This is a genomic window from Rhodococcus sp. 1R11 (assembly GCF_004563845.1).
Classification (GTDB): Bacteria; Actinomycetota; Actinomycetes; order Mycobacteriales; family Mycobacteriaceae; genus Rhodococcoides.
Genome location: NZ_SPNG01000005.1, coordinates 224,787 through 240,819, shown reverse-complemented (window position 1 = coordinate 240,819; position 16,033 = coordinate 224,787). Strand labels below are relative to the sequence as shown.

General features: G+C 64.0%; 15 protein-coding genes. 8 read left to right on the top strand and 7 right to left on the bottom strand.

The window, feature by feature from the left end; translation table 11 throughout:
- The first annotated feature begins 62 nt into the window (after positions 1–62).
- From paaZ to E4P29_RS11160, 4 genes are read left to right on the top strand one after another with little or no spacing between them, the layout of a single operon-like run.
- Positions 63–2,090 (top strand): phenylacetic acid degradation bifunctional protein PaaZ, encoded by a 2,028-nt coding sequence (gene paaZ, locus E4P29_RS11175; protein WP_135044621.1) that lies wholly within the window; start codon positions 63–65, stop codon positions 2,088–2,090.
- Entirely contained in the window at positions 2,087–2,404 is a 318-nt protein-coding gene (locus tag E4P29_RS11170) for an EthD family reductase (RefSeq protein ID WP_135044619.1), read from the top strand. The genes paaZ and E4P29_RS11170 overlap by 4 nt, the downstream gene beginning before the upstream one ends.
- 23 nt (positions 2,405–2,427) lie before the next feature.
- Positions 2,428–2,796 carry a hydroxyphenylacetyl-CoA thioesterase PaaI gene (paaI, locus tag E4P29_RS11165; protein ID WP_135044944.1) on the top strand — a complete coding sequence of 123 codons (369 nt, stop codon included), beginning with the start codon at positions 2,428–2,430 and terminating at the stop codon, positions 2,794–2,796.
- A gap of 29 nt (positions 2,797–2,825) precedes the next feature.
- The gene (locus E4P29_RS11160; RefSeq protein ID WP_135044617.1) at positions 2,826–3,935 is read left to right on the top strand and encodes a helix-turn-helix domain-containing protein; all 1,110 of its coding nucleotides are present in this window, start codon (positions 2,826–2,828) and stop codon (positions 3,933–3,935) included.
- Here E4P29_RS11160 and E4P29_RS11155 read toward each other — a convergent pair.
- Entirely contained in the window at positions 3,919–5,328 is a 1,410-nt protein-coding gene (locus tag E4P29_RS11155) for an FAD-linked oxidase C-terminal domain-containing protein (RefSeq protein WP_135044615.1), read from the bottom strand. The genes E4P29_RS11160 and E4P29_RS11155 overlap by 17 nt on opposite strands.
- A 283-nt stretch (positions 5,329–5,611) precedes the next feature.
- On the opposite strand from E4P29_RS11155, the gene E4P29_RS11150 reads away from it, so the two are divergent.
- Positions 5,612–6,913, top strand: coding sequence for an MFS transporter (locus E4P29_RS11150; RefSeq protein WP_135044613.1), 1,302 nt, complete (start codon positions 5,612–5,614; stop codon positions 6,911–6,913).
- A gap of 155 nt (positions 6,914–7,068) precedes the next feature.
- On the opposite strand, the gene E4P29_RS11145 is transcribed toward E4P29_RS11150, so the two are convergent.
- Positions 7,069–7,923: a LysR family transcriptional regulator gene (locus tag E4P29_RS11145; protein ID WP_135044611.1), complete on the bottom strand. Its 855-nt coding sequence runs from the start codon at positions 7,921–7,923 to the stop codon at positions 7,069–7,071.
- Between the two features lie 124 nt (positions 7,924–8,047).
- On the opposite strand from E4P29_RS11145, the gene E4P29_RS11140 reads away from it, so the two are divergent.
- Complete coding sequence (locus E4P29_RS11140) at positions 8,048–8,233, top strand: hypothetical protein (protein WP_135044609.1); 186 nt, start codon at positions 8,048–8,050, stop codon at positions 8,231–8,233.
- Positions 8,230–9,147, top strand: coding sequence for a DMT family transporter (locus tag E4P29_RS11135; RefSeq protein WP_245154267.1), 918 nt, complete (start codon positions 8,230–8,232; stop codon positions 9,145–9,147). The genes E4P29_RS11140 and E4P29_RS11135 overlap by 4 nt, the downstream gene beginning before the upstream one ends.
- Positions 9,148–9,328: 181 nt before the next feature.
- Here E4P29_RS11135 and lpdA read toward each other — a convergent pair whose 3' ends face one another.
- From lpdA to pdhA, 4 genes are read right to left on the bottom strand one after another with little or no spacing between them, the layout of a single operon-like run.
- On the bottom strand, positions 9,329–10,696 hold the full coding sequence (gene lpdA, locus E4P29_RS11130; RefSeq protein ID WP_135044607.1) for a dihydrolipoyl dehydrogenase: 1,368 nt from the start codon (positions 10,694–10,696) through the stop codon (positions 9,329–9,331).
- On the bottom strand, positions 10,693–11,976 hold the full coding sequence (locus tag E4P29_RS11125) for a dihydrolipoamide acetyltransferase family protein (RefSeq protein WP_135044605.1): 1,284 nt from the start codon (positions 11,974–11,976) through the stop codon (positions 10,693–10,695). The genes lpdA and E4P29_RS11125 overlap by 4 nt, the downstream gene beginning before the upstream one ends.
- Positions 11,973–12,977, bottom strand: coding sequence for an alpha-ketoacid dehydrogenase subunit beta (locus tag E4P29_RS11120; RefSeq protein WP_135044603.1), 1,005 nt, complete (start codon positions 12,975–12,977; stop codon positions 11,973–11,975). Before E4P29_RS11120 ends, E4P29_RS11125 begins: the two co-directional genes overlap by 4 nt.
- Positions 12,974–14,089, bottom strand: a complete 1,116-nt coding sequence (gene pdhA, locus E4P29_RS11115; RefSeq protein ID WP_135044601.1) for a pyruvate dehydrogenase (acetyl-transferring) E1 component subunit alpha — start codon at positions 14,087–14,089, stop codon at positions 12,974–12,976. Before pdhA ends, E4P29_RS11120 begins: the two co-directional genes overlap by 4 nt.
- Positions 14,090–14,247: 158 nt before the next feature.
- On the opposite strand from pdhA, the gene E4P29_RS11110 reads away from it, so the two are divergent.
- Complete coding sequence (locus tag E4P29_RS11110) at positions 14,248–14,727, top strand: Lrp/AsnC family transcriptional regulator (RefSeq protein ID WP_135044941.1); 480 nt, start codon at positions 14,248–14,250, stop codon at positions 14,725–14,727.
- Between the two features lie 54 nt (positions 14,728–14,781).
- Here the strand turns inward: E4P29_RS11110 and E4P29_RS11105 are convergent, their stop codons facing one another.
- Positions 14,782–15,852: a Glu/Leu/Phe/Val dehydrogenase family protein gene (locus E4P29_RS11105; protein ID WP_135044599.1), complete on the bottom strand. Its 1,071-nt coding sequence runs from the start codon at positions 15,850–15,852 to the stop codon at positions 14,782–14,784.
- Positions 15,853–16,033 lie beyond the last annotated feature (181 nt).

Genomic DNA, 16,033 nt, shown 5'->3' with positions numbered 1-16,033 from the left:
ACATCTCGGCGCTCGGCGGCGATGGTAATTACCGACCGAACGTACGGTGAGATGGAGGCGTTGTGAGCAGACTTCTGGAAAGCTATGCCCAGGGCACGTGGTATTCCGCGTCCGACGAGGGAACGCCGCTGCTGAGCGCCGTCGACGGCAGTGAGATCGCCCGGGTGTCGTCCAGTGGTCTCGACGTCGCGGGCATGGTGGACTACGCGCGCACCGTCGGCGGCCCGGCGCTTGCAGCCCTGACGTTCCACGAGCGCGCAGCCCTGCTCAAGCAATTGGGTCTGACGCTGATGGCCGGCAAGGAAGAGTTCTACCAACTCTCTCGGCACACCGGAGCCACCACCCGCGATTCCGGTGTCGACATCGACGGCGGATTCGGCACCGTGCTGAGCTACGCGAGCAAGGCCCGACGCGAACTCCCCAACGAGACGGTCTATCTCGACGGCGCGATCGAGCAGCTCGGTAAGAAGGGCACCTTCCTCGGTCAGCACATCTACACCTCGCGGCACGGCGTCGCCGTCCAGATCAACGCTTTCAACTTCCCCGTCTGGGGCTTCCTCGAGAAGCTGGCCCCCGCGTTCATCGCCGGCGTGCCGTCGATCGTCAAGCCCGCCAGCCAAACTGCGTACCTCACCGAGCTGGTGTTCCGACGGATCATCGAGTCGGGCCTGCTGCCCGAGGGTTCGGTGCAGCTGCTGTGTGGCAGCGCCCGCGGTGTGCTCGACCACCTCGGCGGCCAGGATTCGGTGGCCTTCACCGGGTCCGCCGATACCGCTGCGACCCTGCGGTCTCACCCGAACGTCGTCGGCGAGGGACTGCACTTCACGGCGGAGGCGGATTCTCTCAATGCGTCGATACTGGCATCCGATGTGGCACAGGGCGACCCAGAATTCGATCTCTTCGTCAAGGGCGTCTTCACCGAGATGACGTCGAAGGCCGGTCAGAAGTGCACGGCGATCCGCCGCGTGCTGGTGCCGCAAGCCTCGGTCGAGCCCGTCATCGAGGCGCTGAAGGCAAAGCTGGAGAAGGTCGTCGTCGGTGATCCGGCCGACGAGGGCGTCACCATGGGTGCACTCGCCAGCATCGATCAGCGGGACGAAGTCCTCAAATCGATTCGTGGACTGACCAAGTCCGCATCGGTGGTCTTCGGCGATCCCGACGCGGTGGATCAGCGAGCCGGCGCATTCATGGCACCGGTACTGCTGAAGGCCGGCGACAAGACCGCACCCGAACCGCACGAGATCGAGGCGTTCGGACCGGTATCGACCGTCATCGGCTACGACAGCACCGCAGACCTGCTCGACCTCGTCGCGCGCGGAAAGGGATCTCTGGTCGCATCTCTGGTGACCAAGGATTCTGCGATCGCGCGTGAGATCGTCCTAGGCAGTGCTCCGTACCACGGCCGCATCCTGGTGTTGAACTCCGAGGACGCGAAAGAATCGACCGGCCACGGGTCGCCCCTGCCGGTCTTGGTGCACGGCGGGCCGGGCCGCGCAGGCGGCGGTGAAGAACTCGGCGGTATCCGCGGCGTGCTGCACCACATGCAGCGCACGGCAATTCAGGGAACACCGGACGTCCTGACGGCGATCGGCAACAAATGGGTCGCCGGGGCGAAGCAGACGACCGGCGACGTTCACCCGTTCCGCAAGAACCTGGGCGAGCTGAAGCTGGGTGACATCATCATCGGTGGCCCACGACAGGTCACCCGCGCGGACATCGATCACTTCGCGGAATTCACCGGCGACACGTTCTACGCGCACACCGATCCCAAAGCGGCAGCGGCAAATCCGTTGTTCGGCGGCATCGTTGCGCATGGCTACTTGGTGGTCTCGCTGGCCGCAGGGCTGTTCGTCGACCCGGCTCCGGGCCCCGTCCTGGCGAACTTCGGCGTCGACAGCCTTCGATTCCTGACGCCCGTCAAGGCCGAGGATTCTTTGACGGTGACACTCACCGCCAAGCTCATCACTCCGCGTCAGAGTGCCGACTACGGCGAGGTGCGATGGGACGCAGTGGTTGTCAACCAGGACGGTGACCCCGTCGCGACGTACGACGTGCTGACTCTCGTCGCGAAGCCCGAGGCAGCGTCATGAGCATTCGAGTAGCCGTCTGTTACGGGATGCCCGAGGACCCGGTCGCATTCGATCGTCACTACGCGGAGGTGCACGTGCCTCTAGCGCGTGCTGTCCCCGGTCTGGTCGACTTCACCTGGGGCACGCTCGACTCACTCGACGATTCACCGCCGCCGTACTACGCGATCGCCAGCCTGTACTTCGCGGACGAGACATCGCTGAAGGCAGGATTGGCCTCGCCAGAGATGAAGGCCGCAGGCAAGGATCTGCGTAACTTCGCGACCGGGGGCGTCACGATGTTCACCCAGAACGAGCAGTCGGTGTTGCGGCCGTGACCGATTCGCCTATCGCCCGCGAGATGTTCGAGGTCGACGCCGCGTCGCGCAAGCTCGGTATCGAATTGATCGAGTTGTCACCCGGCCACGCGAGAATGTCGATGGTCGTGACCGAGGACATGGTCAACGGTTACGCCATCACGCACGGCGGATACGTCTTCCTGCTTGCGGATACGACGTTCGCGATGGCCTGCAACTCGCACGAGGACTCGGCCGTCGCGGCACGCTGCGACATCCGCTATCTCCGTCCGACGAAGGTCGGTGACGTGCTCGTCGCAGACGCCGTCGAGCGTGCGAGGTTCGGCCGGAACGGCCTCTACGACGTGTCGGTAACGTGTCGAGGCGAGCTGATCGCCGAATTCAGAGGTGACAGTCGCACCGTGGCCAGATAGCCGGATCGACTCGGAAGTACGGTGAGTCGATGACCACTGCCGATCTGTCCGCCTTGGCCGACGCCACGGCGGCTGCTGTGGGCGGTGCGGTATCGGTGATGGACCCGGCCGGCTACGTCGTGGCCTACTCGTCGCTGCCCGGGCAACCGATCGACGACGTGCGGCGCGACGGGATTCTCGGCAAGCAAGTTCCGGCCGAGTACATGGCGCACCACACCGACGTGGACTTCCGGCGCAGCTGTACGGTGCGGGTCGTCGCCGTAGCCGGGGTGCTGCCTCGCCTGGCCGTGCCGGTGGCCAGTGGCGGCGAATATCTCGGTTCGATCTGGTGCATCGTCCCCACCGTGGCAGTGTCGCCGCCCGAGCCGGCCGTGGTGTCGGCATTGCAGCGGGCAGCAGCGGAAGCAATACCGTTGCTGAGCCAGCGACCGCAGGCTGTGGGTGTCGAAAAGCCCAGGGCACGTGAACTACTGACCGATCCAGCTGCCGTCACACCCGCTGGGCAGCTGTACACGGTGCTGGCGACCCGGGTGCAGTCGGACCGGCCGGACACCGCCGCGTCGCGACTGCGGGGGATGCTCGAGCTGACCTTCGGGCAGCAGCTCGACTCGGGTGCTGTCGTGATCGACGGCGCTGCGTTCCTCGTGATGCGGTCCGAAATCCCCTTCAGTATTGATGAATTCGAGCACGTTCGACGCAGGGCCGTATCGGCTCTCGGTATTCCTGTGACGTTCGCGATCGGTGGACCGGACGAGCGACCGTCGACAGCTCGAATGCATGCGCAGTGGGCGCTCGACGCCTGCGAGGACGGTTCTCCGACCGTTCTTTTCGATGACGTCCGAGTCCAAGCCACGCTGCGTAGGGCAGGGGCAGCTCTGTCGGAGGTGTCGTTGGCGTTGCCTGCCGTCGATCGGATGCTCTCCTGCGATGCTTCAGAAGGTACCGAGTACGCCGCGACGGTGCTGGCGTTGTTGGCGCACGAGTCCAACGTTGCCGCCGCTGCGGCATCGTTGTACCTGCACCCCAACACCTTTCGCTATCGGCTCCGGCGTACCAAGGAGTTGTTCGGTCTCGATCTCGACGACGCGGACACCCGGTTGCTGGTGTGGATGTCGCTACGGCTCACGAACGGGCGGTGAGGACCTTTCCTGGATTGAGCAGATAGTGCGGGTCCAGCAATTCCTTGATGCCGCGCTGCAGTTCCGCTGCAACCGAATCGAGTTCGGTCTCGAGCAGATCGCGTTTGAGCAAGCCGACGCCGTGCTCCCCGGTAATGGTCCCGCCGAGCGAAAGTGCGAATGCCGCGATCTCGTCGAACGCGCTGTGCGCCTTGGCCAACGATGAGGGGTCGAGGGGGTCGACGATGACCGTCGGATGGATGTTGCCGTCCCCTGCGTGGCCGACGACTCCGATGACGATGCCCAGCCCGTCTGCCACCCGGCCCACCTCGTCGATCATCGTGGCGAGTTGCGAAATGGGAACGGACACATCGTCGACCAACGGCGAACCGAGACGCTCGAGTGCGGGGTACGCCAGTCGTCGGGCCTGCACGAGTTGTTCCGATTCGACCTCGTCCTCGGCGACGGCCACATCGATCGCACCGGATTCGGTACACAGTGCGGCGATGGCCTCGAGCTCCTGCACTGCACCGTCACCGATGTCGGATTGGGCGATCAGCACGGCCGCGGCGTCGGTGCCGAAGTCCATCCGTGCGTAGGCGTCGATAGCGGCGATGGTGGTGCGGTCCAACAACTCGAACAGGCTCGGGGTGATACCTGCCGCACGAATCCTCGACACTGCCTGTCCTGCAGCGACAGTGGAGGGGAAAGTCGCAGCCATCGTGAGTGGTACGGCGCTGGGGAAATCGAGGCCGACGGTGGCCTCGGTGATGATGCCGAGCGTGCCCTCGGAGCCAACGAACAAGTCCGCGAGAGACAGACCCGCCACACCTTTGACGGTGCGCCGACCGACGAACGTCGCGCGGCCGTCGGCGAGTACGACGCGCAACCCGCGAACGAACCGTGCTGTCACCCCGTACTTCACGCAGCACAGGCCGCCGGCGTTGGTGGCGATGTTGCCGCCAATCGTCGACGCCTCCCAGCTGGACGGGTCAGGGAGGTACGTCAGTCCCTGCTGTACGGCAGCATCTTTCAACTCTTTGTTGGTGACACCGGGTTGCACGACGGCGGTGCGATTGACGACGTCCAACTCGACGATCTTGTTCATGCGCCGGGTATTGAGGGCGATGGCTCCGACGCTGGCGTTCGCTGCTCCGGCCAGGCCGGTCAGTGCTCCCTGTGGCACAACAGGAATGCGGTGTGCCGACGCGATCTCCATGATGGCCTGCACGTCCGATTCCGTGGTCGGCAGTACCGCCACCAGTGGCAGGGCGGATTCGCACAGAGCTGCGGCGTCGTGCCGGTAACTGGCGAGAATGTCGGGGTCGGTCACCACCGCGTCGGCACCGAGGGCGCGCATCAGTTCGTCGATGACCGGCGAGGGGTGAACGAGGGTCGACGTAGGTGCGGCCATGAGTTCGAGTATGACCGGCGTCACTGTCGACGTCTGCGTCGTTTCGGACGAAGCGAGACGCCTCGATCGGTAGTTCCCGACGAAGTGCGTCGATCGCCTTGCTATGCATGCGACCACCTTGACAAACTACGGTGGCGCCGGTCACAGTGATTACCGACCGAATGGACGGTGAGTTTCGTCCGATTCCTCGGTTACCGAAATTCGCCGCTGTTCATCCCCACGTCACTCCGAATTGTCGCTCTCCTGTCCGAGCGTCGGAGCCCGAACGAAACGAGACAAGTCGATGTCAACACAGGTCGAGACGCCCACCGGGGTGTCGCGTGAGCATCGCCGCGCCGCCATGGCCAGCATGGTCGGAACCACCGTCGAGTGGTACGACTTCTTCATCTACGCGCAGGCCGCGTCGCTGATCTTCGCTCAGCTGTTCTTCGCGCCGATGGGCTCGTCCGGACAGCTGGTCGCCTACGTGACCATCGGTATCAGCTTCGTCTTCCGACCCCTCGGAGCCATCGTCGCCGGCTACTTCGGTGACAAGATCGGCCGCAAGAAGGTCCTCATCGCGACCCTCACCCTGATGGGTGCGGCCACCGTCGGAATGGGACTGCTGCCCACCTACGCGACCATCGGGATCTGGGCCCCGATCATCCTGGTCGTGTTGCGCATCCTGCAGGGATTCTCGACCGGCGGCGAGTGGGGCGGCGCAGCGCTGATGGCCGTCGAGCACGCACCCAAGGGCAAGCGTGGAATCTACGGCGCAGCAACCCAGATGGGTGTTCCTCTCGGCATGCTCATCGCGGTGGGAACGTTGGCACTGTGCACCGGTTTGCTCAGTGAGGAGCAGTTCGAGGCCTGGGGCTGGCGCATTCCGTTCCTCATCAGCTTCGTGTTGATCCTCGTCGGCTTCTACATCCGACGCCGTGTCGAGGAGACTCCGGTCTTCAAGGAGCTCGCAGAACGCAAGGAGCGCAACCACACTCCGGTTCGTGCACTGTGGCGCACCAACAAGAAGCAGGTCATGCTGGCCGCGCTGTCGTTCATCGGCACCAACGGCAACGGCTACATCATCGTGGGTGGATTCATCGTCGCGTACTCGACGAGGGAACACGGCCTCGCTCGCGTGGACGTCTTGGTGGCCAGTTTGTTCGCGGCCATCGTGTGGGGAATCTTCACCCTCCTCGGCGCGTATCTGTCCGATCGCTACGCCCGCACCACGATCATGAACCTCGGAAACGCGGCAATGGTGTTGTGCGCCATCCCGTTCTTCCTGCTCGTCGACACCGGTGAATTGCACTGGATCTACGTGGCCCTCGGGCTGTTCGCCGTCGGACTCGGGCTTTCGTACGGACCGCAGCCGGCGCTGTACGCCGAAATGTTCCCCGCAGCAGTCCGATTCAGTGGTGCATCCATCGGCTACGCCATCGGCACCGTGCTCGGTGGGGCCTTCGTTCCCACGATTTCCGAGGCATTGTTCAAGGGAACCGGCACCTCGATGTCCATCTCGATCTACCTGATGATCCTCGCGGCAATCTCGTTCATCGCGACCTCGCGCATCAAGAACCGTAGGGACGAGGATCTGAACGTCTGACGGCATCTGCTCGAAAGCCCCGAAATTATGGTGGTTTCGGGGCTTTCGTCATATGTATGCACGACCGACCGCGACGGGTTCGGTGTGTTGGACGACATCGATCACAGCATTGACGGTCCAAGGCCACATATTCCCCGACGAGGTCGTGGGCGAAATCAGTTGCGGCCGGTCTGGTTGAGGGCGTGTTCGGCGAACGCGGCAACAGAGGCTGTGCGGTCGTCGAGCCAGATCAACGATGATGTCACGGGCGGTGCGCCGCGCAGCGTGAGGTAGGTCAGAGCGGGGTGTCGGTAGAAGTCGGCCGTCGACGATGGCGTTAGGCCGAATACTCCGGATGTCGTGGCAATCGTGGTGACCCAGTCTTCGACGTCGGTCGTCGTTCTGTCACGGCGTCGGTTGCGGGAATGGCCCCACAGGTCATCCGGAGTGGTGCCGCTGTTGGTATTCACGACCAGCCCGTATTCAGCGAGATCGGTGAAGGCGATACCCGTCTCCGCGGCGAGCGGATCATCACTCGACACCGCGGCCACTCGGGGCTCCTCGTCGATGACAATGTGACGATAGCCGGGCTGAGCCGTCCATTCACGAATGAGTGCGAGGTCTGCCGCCGAGGTGCTCAACGCGGACAACGGCGAACCGAAACGTACCAATTCCACACTGTGGCTGCGCGATTTGCCGTTCCAAGTGCGCAGAATACGTTCGACCGCAGGCGTGAGGGCGGCCCACGAGTACGCGATCCGGAGGGTCGGCGACTGGAACGGGGTGCTCATTGCGCTGTCGAAGTCGGCGACGATCCGACGTGCGGTTGTCGTGAACTGTCGACCGGCGGCGGTCGGGGTAGCTCGTCTGCCCGCCCGGTCGAGCAGTTCGGTGCCGAGCTGCTGTTCCAGTTCGCTCATCGCGCGCGTCACCGACGGTTGAGTGACACGTAGTTTTTCGGCGGCGCGGCTCATGCTTCCCGCGTCGACGACTGCGAGCAGGATGCGCAACTGTCGAATCTCAACGGGCACCCCTCGACTATACGATCTGCGTATACCGCATGCGTAGAAGCCTGTTTCGCAAACTCACCGCAGAGTGCACGCTGAAGGACGAACCACTCGTTCTGTTGTTTTGTTTCTGGGGAGGCCGTAACGCATGCAGGTGCACTACGAGTACGACGTCCCGGCCGAACGCACCTACACATGGTTGTCGAAGATCTGCCGAGACTCCGGCGACGAGCTCCTCGCCGCCAAAGCTGACATGGTGGCCGGATACATGATCGACGCCCGCGCCTTGTCCGAACGGTTCTCCATCAACGACTGGGCTACGTCGGAACAGTGAGCACCAACACCGAGAAGCCGGCGGTCGCCGCCCGAGACTGCGGCACTCGGCACCGGGCAGCACCGGCAACGGTGATGCCGGTGCTGTTCGTGTTCGCATGGTCCTCGGGTGCCATAGCGACCCCGTTCGGGCTCGCCGAAGTCTCACCCCAAGCCTTCCTGGCAGTGCGGGCGACAGGATGCGCACTGATCGCCTGGACGATCTGGGGCGTCGTACGCGACGCACTCCCCACATCCAGGCGAGCCTGGGCACGCATGGCCGGCGTCGGCCTACTGATGCAGGTGGCCTATCAGGGTGCCTTCTTCATCGCGCTCGACCGCGGAATCAGCCCTGGACTTCTCGCACTGGTTGTCTCGGCCCAGCCACTGCTGACAGCAGCAGCCGTCGGCGCACGCAGTATTCGTACATGGGTGGCACTTGCCCTCGGCGTGGCAGGTGTCGCACTGGCCGTCGGTGCCGACCTGCATGCCGGGTTCAACACCGCCGGAGGCGTCATCGCAGCGGTAGGCGCACTCGCAGCGATCACTGCAGGAACCATGGCGCAGTCACGTAGCAGCTCCTCCGCGGGACTATGGGCTGCACTGGCCATTCAATCCACACTCAGCGCAATCGTTTTCGCCCTGCTGTTGTCAATTTTCGGAGTGGGCCATTGGGAGCCCGGTGCAGCCTTCGTCGGGTCGGCCGCCTGGATGATCGTCGTCGTCAGCATCGGTGCCACAGCACTGCTGTACCTCATGGTCCGGTCACGGAGCGAAATCGCGGTCACCAGCCTGTTCTTCACCGTTCCGGGCATCACAGCAATCTTCGACTACCTGATCAATGGAACCGCGCTGACTGAGCCCGCTCTCATCGGTTTCGCGCTGACAATCAGCGCCCTGGTGATCATTACCCGTGCACCTCAGCGGGGCACGTAGGCGGCGCACCACCCGAGCCTCGCCTCGGCCACTGCCGGTTCGACTCCGGCTGCCCCGACAAGCCGAAAGCACAGCTTGAACATCGTTCATCACTACGACGCCTTCGCCGAACAACCCGGTGAAGGGAACCCTGCTGCAATCGTCGAATATGGCCACCCTGTGTGCGGCGACGTCATCGTGATCAGCTGTGCGTGTGCAATGGCCTACCCGACAGCGCCATCATTGCCTCACCGAGTGCTTCGTTCTGCGTGGGGTGGGCGTGCACGAAGCTGCCGATCTCGGACGGCAATGCTTCCCATGCCACGGCGAGTTGTGCCTCGCCGATCAGCTCGCCCACGCGATCACCGACGAGGTGGACACCCACAACAGGGCCGTCCTCACGTGCGCGAATAACCTTGACTCCGCCCGCCGTGGCCAAGATGCGGCTCTTGCCGTTGCCGCCGAGGTCGTAGACCACAAAGGTCACCGAGCCGTACTTCTCCTCCGCGGCCTTCTCGGTGAGACCGACCGACGCCACCTCGGGATGTGAATAGGTCACGCGCGGAACGAGATCGCCGTCGATACGTGCCGGCGCGAGTCCGGCAATGTGCTCGGCAACGAACATGCCGTGCTGGAAACCGCGGTGAGCCAACTGATATCCCGCCACGATGTCGCCGACGGCGTAGACGCCGTCCGCGGTGGTCAGCAGATTGTCGTCGACAGTGACGAAGCCCCGTTCGGTGGCGATGCCCTGTTCGGCCAGGCCGAGGCCGTCGGTGCGAGGTCCGCGTCCGACGGAGACCAGCACGAGATCGGCGTCGAGGGTGTCCCCGGACGACAATGACACAGAGACTGCGTCGGCGGACTCGGTGACGGTCTCGACCTTGGTGCCGGTACGAATGTCGATGCCGCGTTTGCGCAATGCCTTGGTCAGCTGCTTCGAGGACCATTCGTCCTCACCGGGAGCGATGCGATCGAGGGCCTCGACGACGGTGACCTTGGCACCGAAAGAGGCCCAGATGCTGGCGAATTCGATGCCGATGACTCCGCCGCCCAGTACGACGACGGACTCCGGTACTCGGTCGAGCGCCAATGCGTCGTCGCTGGTGAGAACGCGAGGTCCAAGCTCGATGCCCGGAATGGTGCGCGAATACGACCCGGTCGCGAGCACCAGCGAGGCACCGGTGATGCGTCGACCGTTCACCTCGACGGTACGAGGACCGACCACCTGACCACGGCCCGACACGATCTCGATGCCCGGTCGCTTCAGCAAGCCCTGCAGTCCTGAGTACAGGCCGGCGACCACACTGCGCTGATAGTCCAGTGCCGCAGGCATGTCCACGCCCGTCAACGATGCGGTGACGCCGACATGCGCCGCACTGCGCACCGCGTCGGCCACCTCGGCGGTATGCAGCAGAGCCTTGGTGGGGATACATCCACGGTGCAGGCAAGTGCCGCCGAGCTTGTCCTCCTCGACCAATGCGACCGTCAGGCCGAGTTGCTCAGCGCGCAGGGCGCAGGAGTACCCACCGGATCCGCCACCGAGGATGAGAACGTCCACGTCGCTCATCGAACGGATCCCAATGCCACGACGGGGTTCTCGACGAAATCGGCCACGGTACGCAAGAAACCGCCGGCCACTCCGCCGTCGCACACGCGGTGATCGAACGCCAATGACAGCTGCGCAACCTTGCGGACGGCCAATTGGCCGTCGACCACCCACGGGCGGTCGATGATGCGTCCGATGCCCAGGATCGCGGCCTCGGGATGGTTGATGATCGCGGCCGATCCGTCGACCCCGAACACCCCGTAGTTGTTGAGTGTGAACGTTCCGCCGCTCAGGCGAGCTGCGGGGAGGGAACCGGTACGTGCCAGTTCGGTCAACTCGGCCAACCGCTCGGACAGTTCCTTCAGGTCGGCCTTGTCGGCCTGCGGCACAACAGGAACCATCAATCCGCGATCGGTCTGCGCGGCAATGCCGAGTCCGACGTTCTCGTAGCGCAGGATCTCGCCGGCTGCCGTATCGACCGTGCTGTTGAGCTCGGGGAACTTGGCCAGCGCGATCATCGTTAGCTTCGCCAGCACTGCTAGCAGCGTGACCTTGACTCCGTCGATGGAGGCATCGAGGTCGCGGCGGGCCTGCAGTAGAGCTGTCGCGTCGACGTCCACCCAGACGGTCGCCTCGGGGATCTCCGAGCGACTGCGAGAGAGCTTGTCTGCGATGGTCTTACGAATCCCGGTGATCGGGATTCGAGTGACGCCCTCCGACGAGGAAGCAACGGGCGAACCGGCCAAGGCTCGCTCGACGTCCGCGCGGGTGATCACGCCGTGGCCGCCGGCTGTCTCGATAGACGCCAGATCCAGCCCACCCTCCAGTGCCATACTCCGAACGATGGGGGAGAGCACCTTCGGTGCATGTGAGATGTGCTGCGCAGTGGTGCGGTTAAGTGCCTCAGGGGGCACTTTTTCACGCCACTGCGGCGGAGCCGCACTCCGTTTGCGACGACCGGTCGGGCCGTGTCCGGTTCCGTAGCCGATCAGCACATTGCCCGAACCGGCGCGTTCTTCTTCGCGGTAGCGCTCGTGGGCAGCAGGCGCATCGGCGACGGCACCGCCGGTGATGCTGATCAGTGGAGCGCCGACGGCGAGTGATGTCCCCTCGGCTGCATGCAGTTCGCCGACGACACCCTCGAACGGGCAGGGCACCTCGACGGAGGCTTTTGCTGTCTCTACTTCGACGACGACCTGATCGATGGTGACCGTATCGCCGGGCTTGACCTTCCACTCCACGATCTCGGCCTCGGTCAGTCCTTCACCGAGATCGGGGAGCAGGAATACCTGCATGCTCATACCGTGACCGCCTTGCTGAGGTCGGGAGCATCGTTCCACTGCAGTCGATCCATCGCATCGAGCACACGATCGGCGGACGGCAGGTGGAAGTGCTCGAGTTTCGGTGCCGGGTAGGGAATGTCGAGTCCGGTCACCCGTAGTACCGGAGCGTGCAGGTGATGGAAACAACGCTCGGAGACCCGCGAGGCGATCTCGGCGGCTACGCCTGAAAACCCCTGCGCTTCCTGAATCACGATGCAGCGTCCGGTCTTACGTACCGAGGCCGCGACCGTCTCGTCGTCGAACGGATTGAGCGAACGCAGATCGATCACCTCGACGCTCCGGCCGTCCTCGGCCGCGAATTCAGCGGCCTGCATGGCGACGGACACGGTGGGGCCGTAGGCGAGAAGCGTGACGTCGGTGCCGGCACGACGCACGACGGCGGTGCCGATCGGCTCGGTCTTGGCCAGCTCGATGTCGTCCTTGGAGAAGTACAGCCGCTTCGGTTCGAGGAAGATCACCGGATCGGGATCTGCGATGGCGTCACGCATCAGCGAATACGCGTCGGCGACGGTGGACGGGGAGACGACCTTCAGGCCCGGGGTATGGGCGTAGTAGGCCTCGGACGAGTCGCAGTGATGTTCGACGCCGCCGATACCTCCCGCGAACGGGATGCGGATGACCATCGGCGCGGTGAGCGATCCGCGAGTCCTGTTGCGCAGCTTGGCAACATGGGACACGATCTGCTCGAAAGCAGGGTAGGCAAAGGCGTCGAACTGCATCTCGACGACGGGCTTGTATCCCGACATCGCCATGCCGATCGCGAATCCCACGATGCCGGACTCTGCGAGCGGGGTGTCGAAGCAGCGATCGTCACCGAAGTCGCGGGTCAGCCCGTCGGTGACGCGAAAGACGCCGCCGAGCGTGCCGACATCCTCGCCGAAAACAACGACCTTGTCGTCCTCGGTCAGTGCGTCGCGCAGGGCGGCGTTGAGGGCTCCGGCCATGGTCATCGTGGTCATGACAGTTCTCCTGCTGCGATCTCGGCGGCGACCTGGTTTCGCTGTTCGATCAGGCCGGGGGTGGGGGAGGAGTAGACGAACCGGAACAGATCCTCGGGGTCGACGTCCTGCTCGACGTTCATGCCCGCGCGAAGTGCCGCGGCATCGGCGTCGGCCGATACCGTCATCTGTTCGCGCAGGTCGTCGGTGAGCAGACCCTGGGCTTCGAGGTAAGAATCGAGGCGCGAGAGCGGATCTCGGGCCAACCACCCTTCCACCTCGTCTGCCTTGCGGTAGCGCGTGGCGTCGTCGGCATTGGTGTGGGCGTCCATGCGGTAGGTGTGCGCTTCGACGACCACCGGTCCCTTGCCTGCTCGGACGTACTTCACGGCCTCGTCCATCACGGCCATCATCGCGATCGGGTCGTTGCCGTCGACCTGCTCGCTACCGATGCCGTAGCCGACACCCTTGTGCGACAACGACGGAGCTGCAGTCTGACGCGCGAGGGGAACGCTGATGGCGAATCCGTTGTTCTGCACCAGGAAGATCACCGGTGCGCGGAACACCGCGGCGAAGTTGAGGGCCTCGTGGAAGTCACCCTCACTGGTGGCGCCGTCACCGCAGAACGCGAGGGCGATGGTGTCTCGTCCCTGCTTGGCCTCGGCATATGCGAAACCGGTCGCGTGCAGCAATTGTGTTGCCAGAGGGGTGCATTGAGGAGCGACCTTGTAGGCGGTTGGGTCGTATCCGCAGTGCCAGTAGCCGGCGAGCATGCCGAGCAGCTCTACCTGGTCGACGCCTCGCGCCGCGAGAGCCATCGAGTCGCGGTACGTGGGGAACATCCAGTCCTGCTCACCCAGACACAAGGCCGCGGCGATCTGGCAGGCCTCCTGCCCGCGTGAGGAAGGGTATACCGCAAGCCGACCCTGTTTGGTCAATGCCGTTGCCTGCTGGTCGAATCGGCGGCCGTGCACCATCGAGCGGTACATCTCGAGCAGGCGCTCGTTCGACGGGTGTGCGTAGCGGGCGGCACTGTCCACGCCGGTCCCGTCGGGTGCGAGGTACTGCACGGGACGGTCGGCAGGCATGAACTGTTGGTAGGACTGTGCCGGAACCTTCTCGACGGTCGTCATGGGGCATTCTCCTGAGATCGGCTTGTACAGTGATTCTGTACTCGTTATGGCAAGTTGCGGGCCAACAGTGGTCAACGTTGGACAATCGCTTGATATCGGTCGAACATTCAGCAAAATCGTCTTTGTGCAGACGGAATCGAAAGGGTGTGAGTGGACGAATGGTGGAGGTACGCGGTGAGGTGGAGCTCGACGACGTCGATCGTCGGATTCTCCGGGAACTCAAGGTCGACGGTCGACTCTCGATGCGGGTGCTGGCGGACCGCGTGCACATTTCGCGCGCACATGCCTACAACCGTGTCGACCGGCTGAAGGAATCGGGAATCATCGAACGATTCACGGTGCAGGTGGATCACGCGGCGTCCGGGCTCGGTACGTCTGCGTTCATCGCACTGTCGATCCGCCAGGATTCCTGGCGCAACGTCGCCGAGGGCTTGCGCGCAATGGAATTCGTCGACCATTTCAGTTTGTTGGGCGGGGATTTCGATGTCTTGGTGCTCATCCGAACGCCGGACAACGAGAGCCTGCGGCGAGTGGTGCTCGAGGGCCTGCAATCGCTCGACGGCGTTCGCGCAACCCGCACGTGGTTGATCTTCGACGAGGACCGAGGCGGACTGGACGGGACGCCGACCCTCGCATGACCGTCCGTGCCAGATGGGGACCGATGGTCGATCGCCAGACTCCGAGATCGATTACTAGGCAGTCGCTGTCGTTGTCGAGGCCTCGCGGGCGCGCCGTCCAGCGAGAGTGCGGGCGGCCTCGTCCGGGGTGACGCCGTCGTTGTCGGAGATCTCGAAGACCTGATTCAGGGTGTCGCCTATGGCAACTGCTCGTTCGTGGACAACCGACTCGGACCAACCGAGAACCTCCCGGCCTACGAGGTGGATGGCACCGCCGGCGTTGGCCACGAAGTCGGGAGCGTACAGAATTCCGCGTGCGTGCAGGATGTCCGAGGCGGCCTCGTCGGCGATGACGTTGTTGGCGGCACCGGCTACTACGGAACAGTCGAGTGTTCGCGCCACCTCGGTGGTGATGACGCCGCCCATTGCGCAGGGTGCGAAGACATCACACGGGGTGGACAGAACGTCGTCGAGGGCAACCGCTGTGTGGCCCAACGCAACAGCGTGCGCTACTCGCTCGGCGTCGGTGTCGGCTACCAGAAGCTGCGCACCCGCTTCGGCGGCAAGAGAAGCCAGTGATCCTCCGACTGCGCCCAGGCCCTGGACCAGGACCGTCAAACCGTCGAGTGAGCCCAGCCCACGGTGGGCAACGGTCGCCTTCATCGCCTCGAACACACCAACGGCAGTGGTGAACGCGCTCGAACCCGCGCCGCCGCGTTCGAGTGACCGTCCGAACACGAACTCGGTGGTGTCGTTGAGAGTGTCCATGTCGGCCGAATTGGTGTTGACGTCCGGTCCGGTCCAGTAGTTGCCGGACAACTTGTCGATGTTCTCGGCGTGGATTCGGAGGATGCGTGCCCACGTGCTCGGATCGATCGAATGACGCGGCGCGGGAAGCGCAATCACGGATTTTCCCCCGCCCATAGGAAGGTTGCTCACTGCCATCTTCAACGTCATTGCCCCCGCCAATTTGCCGGCGTCGGTGAGGGCGTCCGCCAGCTGTGAGTACTGTGCGGCTCTGGTGCCTCCGGCCGCCGGTCCGAGTTGGGTCGAATCGAGTCGAATGACGAAATGGGCACCAGTCTCACGGTCGAATCGGGTGACCGTCATTTCCCCGTCCCAGTACAGTGCGCTGTCGATACTCATGATGTGCCCCTTGATGTTCGATGGATGCAGTGGACGCAGACAACTCCGAGCAGTCCCGGTTCGGGCCCGCGGGGACGGAGGGTGCGTCTGCATAGTGTGCCCAGGCTTTGGCGAAAGTGTCTCTGCAGTTTCATAATTGGAGACGAATGAAAGAAGACGGGGACCTCCGGCGGCTAATTGT